Below are 12009 nucleotides of genomic sequence, written 5' to 3' on the forward strand. Positions count from 1 at the left end.
CAACCGAACCCGCAGCCGAGGACGGCGCTGTCTCTAAGGGGCGCGGGGAACTGCGCGACCAACCACAACGGCGCCGCGGCCGAGGACGGCGCTGTTTCAGGGGCGCGGGGAACGGCGCGAGCAACCACAACCGCACCCGCAGTCGACAATGGCGCTGTTTCAGGGGCGCGGGGAACTGCGCGACCAACCACAACCGAACCCGCAGGCAACAACGACGCCGCTACTCCACCCCACCCTCCCCGTCCCCATCCCCATCCCCGTCCCCCTCATAAAGCTCGAACCAAATACTCTTCCCGTCCCCCCGGGGATCCACGCCCCACGCCCCCGCGAGCAGCTCCATCAGAACGAGCCCACGCCCAGAAGAGGCAAGCTCCCCCGGCCGCCGCTTGTGCGGCAGATCATCGCTGCCGTCCGCCACCTCGGCCCGCAACCGCCGAGCCCCCGGCTCCCCAGTGACCTCGGCGACCATCAGGGCATCCCCGTCCGTGTGCACGAGCACATTCGTGAGCATCTCGGAGACCATCAGGACCGCCGAGTCGACCTGGTCGTCGTCGGCCCAGTCGTGCAGCAGGTCCCGCAGATGCCTGCGCGCCCCGGCGATGCGCTCGGGCTCGGCCTGGGCGATGGTCAGGACCGTACGGCGGGCATCCGTGCGCTGCTCGGGCCGGCTCGTACGGCTCAGCAGCAATATCGCTATGTCGTCCTCGCGGCGATCAGCGAGCGGCCCCGTCGTGTGGTGCGACGAAGGCCCGTGCACGGCCTGCACGAGCGAGTCGGCGAGCTGCTCGAGGCCGCCGGACTCGCCCTCGCCCGCGTCCTCGCCCGGGTACTCCTCCAGGATCGACCGGATCCGCGACCAGCCGCTGTCCAGGTCGTGGCCCCCGGTCTCGATGAGGCCGTCGGTGCAGATCAGCATGGTCTCGCCGGGCTCCAGGACGAGCCGGGTCGTCGGATAGTCGGCGTCCGGGTCGATGCCGAGCGGCAGACCGCCCGCGGTGGGCCGCTGCAGAACCGTTCCGTCACCCATGCGTATCGCGGGCTCGGGATGCCCGGCGCGGGCCATCTCCAGGACGCCGGTCGCCGGGTCGGCCTCCACGTACAGGCAGGTCGCGAAGCGCGGGTCGTACGCCGTGCCCCCATCGGCGCCCGTGCCGCTCGACCCGAAGGTGATGGACTCGGTGATCCCGGAGAGGAAGCGCGTCGCGCGCGAGAGGACGGCGTCCGGACGGTGCCCCTCCGACGCGTACGCGCGCAGGGCGATCCGCAACTGCCCCATCAGACCCGCCGCGCGCACGTCGTGCCCCTGCACGTCGCCGATGACGAAGGCGATGCGGCCGCTGGGCAGCGGAATCATGTCGTACCAGTCGCCGCCCACCTGAAGGCCGCCGCCGGTCGGCACATAGCGGGCCGCCACGCTCATCCCCGGGATCTGCGGGCCGAGCATCGGCAGCATCGAACGCTGCAGGCCCTCCGTGAGCTCCCGCTCGGACTCCGCGACACCGGCCCGCGACAGGGCCTGCGCCAGCATCCGCGCCACCGTCGTCAGGACGGAGCGCTCGTCGGGCGTGAACGACACCGGATACGTGAACGCCGCCATCCACGCGCCCATCGTGCGGCCCGCGACGGTCAGCGGCAGGAACGCCCACGACTGCCGTTCGAAGCGGCTGGCCAGCGGCCAGGAGGCGGGGTAGCGCCTGCGGTAGTCCTCCGGCGTGGAGAGGTAGACGGCGCGGCCGGTGCGCACCACCTCCGCGGCCGGATAGTCGGTGTCCAGCGGCATCGCCGAGAAGGGCCCGTCGTCGCCGGGCTGGTGCCCGTGGTGCCCGATGATCGTCAGCCGCTCGCCCTCCACCCCGAAGACCGCGAGCCCGTCCGGCGAGAACCCCGGCATGGAGAGCCCGGCGGCGACCCGCAGCACCTCTTCCGTGGAGCGCGCCTCGGCGAGCGCCCGCCCCGCGTCCAGCAGGAACGCCTCGCGGGAGCGGCGCCAGTCGCCGGTGACGGGGGTGCGGGCGGCGGTGCCCGGCGCGGGCTCCGTCACCTCTTGCAGGGTGCCGACCAGTTCATACGCCTCGGTCGCCCCGTGCATGACGGGCTTGGAGCGGCTGCGCACGGTGCGCAGGACCCGACGCCCCGTCTCGTCCATGATCCGCAGCCGGGCCTCGGCGAGGGTGCCCTCGGCGACGGCGAGCTGGACGGTTCCGTAGATCTCGTTCCAGTCGACGGGGTGGAAGCGGGAGCGTACGCCCGCCTCCGACAGGGTCTGGGCGCGTGCGGGCAGACCGAGCAGCCGGGCCGCCTCGGCGTCGAGCGTGACGGTCCCCGATGCGTTGTCCCAGCGCCACAGCCCGGTCGCGATGGCGGCCAGGACGTCCCGTACGGGTGGCAGGGAATCATCCCCCACCTGCAGAAGGGGATCGTCGGTGCGCATTGACCCACTTTAGGAAGATGTACAGGCAAGGCGCCACCGATCCCGGCGGCAACCTGCCCCCGGGCGGGTGGCCCCCGGAGATATCCGGAAACCGATCCTCGGCCGGGCGGTAGCCTTGGGAGGGTCTGCTCTCTCCCCTATTCGCGAAGACTGGATGAACGACGATGCATCGGTACAGGTCCCACACCTGCGGCGAGCTCCGCGCCTCTGACGTCGGCACCGACGTCCGGCTGAGCGGCTGGCTGCACAATCGCCGAGACCTGGGCGGCATTCTCTTCATCGATCTCCGCGATCACTACGGCATCACGCAGCTGGTGGCCCGCCCGGGCACGCCCGCCGCCGAGACGCTCGACAAGCTCTCCAAGGAGACGGTCGTCCGCGTCGACGGCAAGGTCGTCTCGCGCGGCGCCGACAACGTGAACCCGGAGCTGCCCACCGGCGAGATCGAGATCGAGGCCGCCGAGGTCGAGGTGCTCGGCGCCGCGGGCCCGCTGCCCTTCACGATCAACGCCGAGGACGGCGTGAACGAGGAGCGGCGCCTCGAGTACCGCTTCCTGGACCTGCGCCGCGAGCGCATGCACCGCAACATCATGCTGCGGTCGGCCGTGATCGCCTCCATCCGCTCCAAGATGGTGGCCCTCGGCTTCAACGAGATGGCGACGCCGATCCTCACCGCGACCTCCCCCGAGGGCGCGCGCGACTTCGTCGTCCCCTCCCGCCTGAACCCGGGCAAGTTCTACGCGCTCCCCCAGGCCCCGCAGCAGTTCAAGCAGCTGCTGATGATCTCGGGCTTCGACCGCTACTTCCAGATCGCGCCCTGTTTCCGCGACGAGGACGCGCGCGCGGACCGCTCGCCGGGCGAGTTCTACCAGCTCGACGTCGAGATGAGCTTCGTGGAGCAGGAGGACGTCTTCCAGCCCATCGAGAAGCTGATGACGGAGCTGTTCACGGAGTTCGGCGGCGGCCGCGAGGTGACGTCCCCCTTCCCGCGCATCCCGTTCCGCGAGTCGATGCTGAAGTACGGCAACGACAAGCCGGACCTGCGCGCCAAGCTCGAACTGCACGACATCACGGACATCTTCGAGGGCTCTGACTTCAAGGCGTTCGCCGGCAAGCACGTGCGCGCCCTTCCGGTGCCGGACACGGCGTCGCAGTCCCGCAAGTTCTTCGACGGCCTCGGTGACTACGCCGTGGAGCAGGGCGCCAAGGGCCTGGCCTGGGTGCGCGTCGCCGAGGACGGTTCGCTGTCGGGCCCGATCGCCAAGTTCGTCACCGAGGAGAACGTGGCGGAGCTGACCAAGCGCCTCGGCCTGGAGCCCGGTCACGCGGTCTTCTTCGGCGCGGGCGAGTTCGACGAGGTCTCGAAGATCATGTCGGCGGTGCGCGTCGAGGCCGCCAAGCGTGCCGGGCACTTCGAAGAGGGCGTCTTCCGCTTCTGCTGGATCGTCGACTTCCCGATGTACGAGAAGGACGAGGAGACCGGCAAGATCGACTTCTCCCACAACCCCTTCTCGATGCCGCAGGGCGGCATGAAGGACCTGGAGGAGAAGGACCCGCTCGACATCCTCGCCTGGCAGTACGACATCGTCTGCAACGGCATCGAGCTCTCCTCCGGCGCCATCCGGAACCACGAGCCCGAGGTCATGCTCAAGGCCTTCGAGATCGCGGGCTACGACGCGGAGACCGTCGAGCACGAGTTCGCGGGCATGCTGCGCGCGTTCCGCCTCGGCGCGCCGCCGCACGGTGGCATCGCCCCGGGCGTCGACCGCATCGTGATGCTCCTCGCCGACGAGCCGAACATCCGCGAGACGATCGCGTTCCCGCTGAACGGCAACGCGCAGGATCTGATGATGGGGGCGCCGACGGAGCTGGATGAGTCCCGGCTGCGGGAGCTCAACATTTCGCTGCGTAAGCCTGCGGCGCCGAAGCCTGCGGCGCAGTAGCGGTTACGTAATTGGCCCCGGAACCTTTGGTTCCGGGGCCTTTTGCTTGCCGTTCGCGTGCGGGTGCGTTGTGGCTGGGCGCGCAGTTCCCCGCGCCCCTGACGGGGCGGCTGTCTCAAGCCGCGTGGGTCGGGGAGGAGTTGGCTTCTGCTTCTGCCCACTCCGTTACGAGCTGTTCGTACAGCGCGCGTTCGTCGGGACGGAGGCGTCCGCCCGCGCGCAGCCACAGCGCACGGATGTCCTCATTGACCTCGTCGGCGCTGCGCCGGCGGTCGGGGGAGGGAGTCGTGGCCATGTCGTGAAGCTTACGTAGGCGGGTGTGAAGGCGGCGTCAATTTAAGCCTCCTCTCCGCATGACTTAGCTCACCGTGAGACATACCCCTCGTTTCAGTGGGCAGTCGTACCGGGCCTGAACCGCGCCCCGTTGAGCGCGACGGCGCCTGTCACCCCTCCTTCGCCGTCTTCTTCGCCATCAGCTCCACGGCCCGCGAGAAGCTGTCCGCCCCGTGCCCCGCCTCCACGACACGGCGGAACACGTCGTGCACGGCGGCCGGGAACGCCGTGTCGACGCCCGCGTCGGCGGCGGTGTGGAGGACGTGTTCCATGCTGGCCAGGCCCATGGAGGTGCGGTCCACGTCACCAGCGTGGTTGCCCGCGTCGATGCGGGGCGCGTAGAAGTCGATGAAGTGGCCCATGCCTGCGAAGTTCTCGGTGGCGTAGGGGGCGATGTCCGCGGCGGTGAGGCCGTGCGCTTTGGCCATGGCGACGGCCTGCCAGTAGGCGATCATTGATGGCCAGAAAATGACCATGTTCAGCTGGTACATGAGCGCGGCGAGCCCCTGATCCTCGCCCCGGTAGTCGGTTTTGCCGGTGATGACTTCGAGGGCGGCGCGGTGCTTGTCGTACGCCTTGCGGGGACCGCTGTAGAACGTCGACGCGTCGGCGGTGCCGATGAGGGGCGGCGGGACCAGGACGCCGCCGGTCAGGTGCGTCCCGCCGAGCTCGGTCACCCAGCGGGCGCCGGCCCGCGCCTTCTCCGGGGTGTCGGAGCTGAGATTCACGAGGGTGCGGCCCGCGACGGCCGTCTTGGCGGGCTCCAGGATCGCGTACATGGCGTCGAAGTCGGTGAGGCTGAGGATCACCAACTCGTTGGCGAGCAGGGCTTTCTCGGTGCTGTCGGCGAAGACCGCCCCGCGCTCCACCAAGGCGTCGGCGCGAGACCGGGTGCGGTTCCAGAGGGTGACGTCGTAGCCGCGGTCGAGGTAGGCGGCGGCCATGGCCTGGCCCATGGGGCCGAGACCGATGACGGTGACGGACTGCGATGAGGGCTGCGATGCGGAGGGCATGGATGACTCCAGACAGTTACTAGAACGATCGCTCTATCTAGCGCGTGGAGAGAAGGTAGCACGCCTCTAGAACGAACGCTCTAACTAATTGGAGATAGGGTGGGGGCATGCCCGAGAAGAGCGCTCCCACCACCCGCGACCGGATCGTCACCGTCGCCGCCCGCCTGATTCAGCGGCAGGGCTATGTGGGCACAGGAATCAAGCAGATCGCCAAGGAGGCGGAGGCCACGCTCGGCTCCGTCTACCACTTCTTCCCCGGCGGGAAGGAGGCCGTCGCGGTGGCCGCGATCGCCTACAGCGCCGAGGAGTTCGCGGAGCTGCTGCGGGCGGGGCTGGCCGGCGACGACGCCCCGGGCGCCGCGATCGAACGCTGCGCGGGTGAACTCGCCGCCGGGCTGCGGGAGTCGGGCTGGGTCGACGGTTGCCCGGTCACGGCGGCGGCCCTGGAGACGCTGGGCACGGACTCGGAGATCCAGCGGGTGTGCGCGGAGGCGCTGCGCGGCTGGGAGCGGATCGTGGAGGAACGGCTGCTCGGCGCGGGGTTCGCGGCACAGGACGCGCGCGAGGTGGCGACGACCGTCATCGGCGCGCTGGAGGGCGCCGAGGTGACGGCGCAGGTCTCGCGCAGCGAGGAGCCGTTGCGGGTGGTGGGGCGGCAGTTGGCGCGGTTGGTGGGGTTGTACGGCGGCTGACGCGACGCCACGCGGCGTGGCGGGGCGGGCTCTTGGGCGATGTGCATTGGTATGCACCAATGACGTAGGGTCCTCGGCGCCATGCGGTGCATAGCCACCGCATGGCGCTTTTTCATGTCAAGACCCTTAATCCATGCTCCAAAGCGGAAGAACCACGTGAAAAAACGAATACGTGCCACCGTGCGCACCGCCGCACTCGGTGCCGCGGCGACCGCCGTACTGCTCAGCTCTACCGGCCTCGCGGCAGCGGCACCGGTGACACCGGCGGCTCCCACCCCCACGGTGACCGCGTCCCCGGGAGCCACCGTGCCTCCGGAGGCGACGAAGGCGCCTGAACCCACCCGGACCCCGCAAGCCCCCAAGTCCTCCGCCGGGGCGGCCCAGAAGGGCAGCGGGAGCGAAGAGGCCAAGGACGGCAAGGACGGCGAAGAGGGCAGGGGCAGCGGGCAGAGCAAGGGCGACGAAGAGGGGGAGCGGCTCAAGGCCACCCCCGAGGAGATCGCCGAGGCTCGCGCCGCCGAGGCCTACTGGACGCCCGAGCGCATCGCGGACGCCGTGCCCGCCAACCCCGACAAGGGAGTTGCGGACGGCCCGCCGACCACAGCGGGCGACATGCTGCGTGCCCCCTCCAGCATCAACAACAACGGCGTCGCCACAGCCGGTGTCTTCCTCATCAGCCAGGATGACGACCCGCAGTCGGACCCGGGCAAGCGCGACCAGTTCTGCTCCGCCTCCTCCGTCGCCTCGCCGAACAAGTCGCTGGTGATCACGGCCGCTCACTGTCTCAATGACAACGACCGGTTCCGCAACCTCGCCTTCGCGCCCGGCTGGAAGGCCGATCCGCAGCACAAGGGCCGGGGCGTCGCCCCGTACGGCGTCTTCCCGATCAAGAAGGGGAAGATCTGGATCGACGGCCGCTATCTGTCCCTCGGCACGCAGAAGGCCGATGACCTCGACTTCGCCTTCCTGCGGACCGGCCCGAACTCCAAGGGCCAGTTCCTGGAGAACGCGACGGGTATGGGCAACGAGCTGACCACGCTCCCCGCCGCCGGCAACCTGAACCAGAAGAACGTCACCCTGATCGGCTTCCCCGGCAGCTCCAAGTCGCCGCGTGTGTGCCCCAAGACGTCGACGAAGGGATACGCGGGGCGCTTCCTGGAGATCGCGTGCGACGGGTTCGCGCCCGGTGTCTCCGGTGGGCCGTTCCTGCGCAACTTCGACGGCAAGCGGGGCGACGTCATCGGGGTCATCGGCGGTTACAAGACCGGTGGCAAGTACGACAACGTCTCCTACTCCTCGCAGTTCGACGCCGACGTCGTACGCCTCTACAACCAGGCGGTGAACGACTACACGCCGGACAAGCCGTCCCGGATCGAAGGCATGGGCGACGCGGGCCTGTGGCGGCACGCCACCGCCGCGGCCACCGGCCAGTTCCACACCTCGTCGCAGCGGACGAAGGACGGCGACCTCGTCGTGAAGTGGTCCGACGGGGAGGTGACGCTCTACCCCGGCGACCAGTCACAGGGCTTCTACACCGGCTGCGCCAAGGACCAGCCGTGCGAGACGCGCCTGGCGAAGCCGAACAAGATGTGGGCCGACTACGCCGAGGTCGTCACCGCCGGCGACTACACCGGTTCCAACGCGTACGACCTGATGGTGAAGTGGATCGACGGCGAGGTCACGATCTACAAGGACATCGACGAGCACACGCAGCTGCCCACCTCCACCTCCGAGCACCCGGCGAACGAGATCACGATCGCCAAGGCGGGCTCGACGTGGAAGTACGCGAAGGGCATCGCGACGGGCAAGTACGGCGGCAACAAGTGGGCCGACGACCTGGTGGTCCGCTGGGTGGACGGGGAGGTCACCAAGTACACGAACGTCGACGGCGGCGGCTTCCACGCCGAGCAGCAGCTCCTGGCCCCCAACGCCCTGTGGAAGGAGCACGCCTCCGTCATCGCGGGCGGCGACTTCGACGGGTCGACCAACTCCGACTTCGACCTGTTCGTACGCTGGTCGGACGGTGAACTCACCATCTACGAGGACATCGGCGCGCACGGCCTCGGCAAGGAGAACCAGCTCAAGGCCGCGAACGGCACGTGGAAGCACGCGCGCGTCATCGTGCCGGGCGAGTTCGGAGGCAACCTCTGGGAGGACGACGTCTTCGTGCGCTGGTCCGACGGCGAGGTGTCGGTGTACGGCAACACCCAGGCGGACGCGCTGGGCCGCGAGTACCAGCTCGTTCCTCCCGGATAGGTTCGTTTCATGCGCATACGTCACGCACGCCGTCACGTCCTCTCCGCGTCCGCCACGGCTCTGGCCGTTCTGATGCTCACGTCGGGCTGTGCGGGTGGGGGGAGCGGGGGTGGCGCCGACTCGAGCGCGCCGCCGAAGCCGAAGAAGACGTCCTCCGGCGAGCCTTCCCCCTCGTCCGGCGGTGCCAGGCCCTGGGAGCCGGACGACGCGCTGCAGCGCGCGGAACGGGCTCTGGACGCAGCCGCCGACGACGGCACGGAGGCGGAGTTCGTCGACTCCGGTACGGCGTACGTCGGCTCGGGCCTGGACAGGTCCTTCCCGGCGGGCGGCGCGGACCCCTACCGTTTCGAGATCACCTGCGACGCCGACGAGGCCGAGGAGCTCACCCTGACCCTGTCCCGGGCCGGGGAGGAGCAGGCCTACGGAGTGGAGTGCGGGGACAGTGAGGCGGACCAGTTCAACCTTCCGGCGGGCAAGCCGTTCAAGGCCCGGGTTGACCCCGAGAAGGCCGGCGCGGGAGTCATCGCCTGGCGTCTGAACACGATCGCCGAGGGCGATGTGAGCGGTTGCGACGACGACATCGACGGCTGCGAGGGCTGAGGGCGCCCGCCCGCGAGGGCTCTACGGGGCTGCCTCGCCAAACGTCCCCCTCGCCTTGACTACTCGGAGGAGCTGGGCGAGGGGGGCGGGGGAGGTGATCAGCTCGGTGGCGGGGTCGTCGCTTTCGCGAAGGTGTATGTGAGGTTCGGCAGCGGCCAGTTCTATGCAGGTATCACCATCGCCGCCACCGGAGAATGATGACTTCTGCCAGCGGATGGCCTGGTCCATGCGAGGCGCCTCACAGTTCCTTGATCATGCGGTGGATGAACTCTCGTGATTGTGCAGGGCTGAGTGACGACTTCTCCACTTGGCCAAGGAGGGCTCGAAGCCTCACGAGATGCGGCTCGGCATCGATGACTGCGGTTCCGGTCGGAGAGTCACGCAGCCCCGTGTCCAACCTCGCCACGGGTCCACCGAGGTACATCATTGTCGCCCCTGCACCGGCGAAGTTGTCCTGATCGAACGGGATGACGCGCACGCTGACGTGATCGAGCTCTGTCTGGTGCAGAATCGCCTCCAATTGGGCACGCGCAACCCGGCGGTCAACTACGCGGATGCGCAAGGCCGCCTCATGGACGATCGCCTCGTATGGGGTGGACTTTTCCCCTTCGAGGACGGTCCGCCGCCTCATGCGGTGCTCCAGTCTGGGTTCCAGTTCGCTTTCTGGGATCCCCGGGATTACGTACGAGTAGACCGCGCGGGCATATTCCGGGAGCTGGAAGAGTCCCGGCACGTAGGCGATGACGACCTCACGCAGGAACGTCGCATGGTGTTCCAACTCGGCGGTGTTCAGGAATGGTGGCGGCAGGGACCCCCTGAATTCTTCCCACCAGCCGCGCGTGCGATCGGTGGCCATGGCGACCAATGCCTCGATGAGCGCCTCATCGGCACATGCATAGTGAGCTGCGAGTCGCCGCACACGCTCCTCGCTAACGCCGGCGAAGCCGGCTTCCACCTGGCTGATCTGTGCCGAGGTCGAATGCAGCAGCGCCGCCACCTCTCGGGCTTTCAGCCCGGCAGCCTCTCGCAACCTGCGCAGCTCAGTCCCCAGGCGCACCTGACGCGCGGTGGGCTGGCTCCTCGGTGCCATGCGCTTCTCCTGCTCTCAACATCCGCGCCGCAGTGCCTCGTTCGGGTGCCAGATTACGCCACGATGTTGCGCGAGGAAAAATTTTTGCTCTACCGTCAGTGACGCGTCGCAAGCGCTGCGAGACCGCCGGGACACCGGAAGCGCACCACCCCGTCATGCCATGACGGCGGTGACATGCCACCGCCCTGCCACCGCCGCGTTCCGTCAACTCCCCCTCACCCGTTGGAGTTCTCGCATGCCCTCAAGCGAGCCGTGGGAGTACAGCCTGTACATCCCCCACGACCCCCGCGCCGTCACCATCTGCCGCCGCACCCTGCGCCTCATCCTCAGCCTGCACTGCTTGCCGCAACTCAGTGACATGGCCGAGCTGTTGGCCACCGAACTGGTCAGCAACGCTGTACGTCACACCAAGGGCCCCGCCGCCCTTCGCGTCCGTTACCGCGACGGTGTTCTCCGCGTGGGGGCCTGGGACGCCGACCCCACGCCGCCCGCCCCGCCCCCGCGCACCGCCCACGTGAGCGACGAGCAGGGGCGCGGCCTCGATCTCGTGCGGGCCTGTGCGGACGGGTGGGGCTGGTATCCGGGGGACCCGGGAGCCACGGAACCCGGCAAGCACGTCTGGTGCGAACTAAGTGCGGCGTAGCTCGTTGATCATGCCGAACAGAAAGGAGAACCGATGGTCGGCTCGTCACACGAAGCGATGCACCGGATCTTCCAGAAGGACACAGCTCTGCTGGTCCGATCGCTGCAACGTCTGCTCCATGTTCCGTTTCCGGAACCCCGGGACATCATGACCCTCGACGTGGACCTCACGGAGATCGAACCGGTCGAGCGCCGCTGCGACACCCTGCTGAGGGTGGACACCGACGACGGCAACTACCTGTTCGTCATCGAGTCGCAGGGCAAGAAGGACGAGTCCAAGCGCGGCAGCTGGCCGTACTACCTCTCGTACCTCTACGAGAAGTACCACTGCGAGCCGGTGCTGATCGTCGTGACCCAGAGCGCGGCGACGGCTCGTTGGGCCGCCAAGCCCATCCAGTTCGGGCTCCCGGGCTGGTCCTCGCTCACCGTTCGCCCGCTGGTCCTGGGGCCGGACAACGTGCCGGTGATCACGGACCGGCACGAGGCCGAGAGGGATGTCCCCCTTGCGGTGTTCTCGGCGATTACGCATGGAAGAGGACCGGGTTCCGCCGCCATACTGGGGGCACTGGCTGCGGCTCTGGAGACCATCGACCGCGAAGCGGCGGGAATGTTCGCACAGCTCACCCGGTCCGGTCTGGTGGACCCCCGGGCGAAGGAGATCTGGGAGGAACTGATGACGGCGACCAAGTACTTCTTCGACCACCCGTTCGCGGTGAAGGAGCGGGAGGAGGGCCGGGCTGAAGGCCGGGCCGAGGGCCGTGAAGAGGGCCGGGAGGTGGGCCGGGCCGAGGAGCGTGCCGAGACGATCCTGAACATTCTCGCCTGGCGGGGCATCGAAGTGCCTCCCGCCGTCCGTGCACGGGTCACCGCGTGCACCGACTTGCAGCAGCTCAAGGTCTGGTCGGAACGGGCGGTCCACGCGGCCAAGGCGGACGATCTGTTCGTGGGCGACAGCGCCTGACGCCGTACATCAGAAAGTCCCGCCACCTCCCCGTGCCTACCGGGAGGT

The 12009-nt window shown here is 68.8% G+C and carries 11 protein-coding genes; 6 read left to right on the top strand and 5 right to left on the bottom strand.

The genetic code is table 11. The features are described 5' to 3' along the window. Positions 1–220: 220 nt before the first annotated feature. Positions 221–2431: an ATP-binding SpoIIE family protein phosphatase gene (locus ACZ7LU_RS23985; protein WP_471917954.1), complete on the bottom strand. Its 2211-nt coding sequence runs from the start codon at positions 2429–2431 to the stop codon at positions 221–223. 164 nt (positions 2432–2595) lie between these two features. Between ACZ7LU_RS23985 and aspS the strand changes: the two genes are divergently transcribed. Then, a complete protein-coding gene (aspS, locus tag ACZ7LU_RS23990) occupies positions 2596–4374 on the top strand; it encodes an aspartate--tRNA ligase (RefSeq protein ID WP_471917955.1) in 1779 nt (592 codons plus the stop codon). Between the two features lie 115 nt (positions 4375–4489). Here the strand turns inward: aspS and ACZ7LU_RS23995 are convergent, their stop codons facing one another. Together ACZ7LU_RS23995 and ACZ7LU_RS24000 are read right to left on the bottom strand one after the other, a co-directional pair. Further along, the gene (locus ACZ7LU_RS23995; protein WP_398301984.1) at positions 4490–4669 is read right to left on the bottom strand and encodes a hypothetical protein; all 180 of its coding nucleotides are present in this window, start codon (positions 4667–4669) and stop codon (positions 4490–4492) included. 148 nt (positions 4670–4817) lie between these two features. Then, positions 4818–5720 (bottom strand): NAD(P)-dependent oxidoreductase, encoded by a 903-nt coding sequence (locus ACZ7LU_RS24000; protein WP_471917956.1) that lies wholly within the window; start codon positions 5718–5720, stop codon positions 4818–4820. Positions 5721–5827: 107 nt separating this feature from the next. On the opposite strand from ACZ7LU_RS24000, the gene ACZ7LU_RS24005 reads away from it, so the two are divergent. The 3 genes from ACZ7LU_RS24005 to ACZ7LU_RS24015 all read left to right on the top strand — a co-directional run bounded on the left by ACZ7LU_RS24005 (position 5828) and on the right by ACZ7LU_RS24015 (position 9268). Next, complete coding sequence (locus ACZ7LU_RS24005; protein ID WP_471917957.1) at positions 5828–6412, top strand: TetR/AcrR family transcriptional regulator; 585 nt, start codon at positions 5828–5830, stop codon at positions 6410–6412. 156 nt (positions 6413–6568) lie between these two features. After that, the gene (locus ACZ7LU_RS24010) at positions 6569–8668 is read left to right on the top strand and encodes a trypsin-like serine peptidase (RefSeq protein WP_471917958.1); all 2100 of its coding nucleotides are present in this window, start codon (positions 6569–6571) and stop codon (positions 8666–8668) included. 9 nt (positions 8669–8677) lie between these two features. Continuing rightward, positions 8678–9268, top strand: a complete 591-nt coding sequence (locus tag ACZ7LU_RS24015) for a hypothetical protein (protein WP_468092619.1) — start codon at positions 8678–8680, stop codon at positions 9266–9268. 21 nt (positions 9269–9289) lie between these two features. Here the strand turns inward: ACZ7LU_RS24015 and ACZ7LU_RS24020 are convergent, their stop codons facing one another. Together ACZ7LU_RS24020 and ACZ7LU_RS24025 are read right to left on the bottom strand one after the other, a co-directional pair. Then, positions 9290–9496, bottom strand: a complete 207-nt coding sequence (locus ACZ7LU_RS24020) for a DUF397 domain-containing protein (protein ID WP_471917959.1) — start codon at positions 9494–9496, stop codon at positions 9290–9292. 10 nt (positions 9497–9506) lie between these two features. Beyond that, entirely contained in the window at positions 9507–10358 is an 852-nt protein-coding gene (locus ACZ7LU_RS24025; protein ID WP_471917960.1) for a helix-turn-helix domain-containing protein, read from the bottom strand. A 235-nt stretch (positions 10359–10593) separates the two neighbouring features. On the opposite strand from ACZ7LU_RS24025, the gene ACZ7LU_RS24030 reads away from it, so the two are divergent. After that, positions 10594–11001 carry an ATP-binding protein gene (locus tag ACZ7LU_RS24030; protein ID WP_471917961.1) on the top strand — a complete coding sequence of 136 codons (408 nt, stop codon included), beginning with the start codon at positions 10594–10596 and terminating at the stop codon, positions 10999–11001. 33 nt (positions 11002–11034) lie between these two features. Next, positions 11035–11961, top strand: a complete 927-nt coding sequence (locus ACZ7LU_RS24035) for an RpnC/YadD family protein (RefSeq protein WP_471917962.1) — start codon at positions 11035–11037, stop codon at positions 11959–11961. Positions 11962–12009: the final 48 nt, after the last annotated feature.

The sequence above is a fragment of the Streptomyces sp. NPDC039462 genome (genome assembly GCF_055639375.1).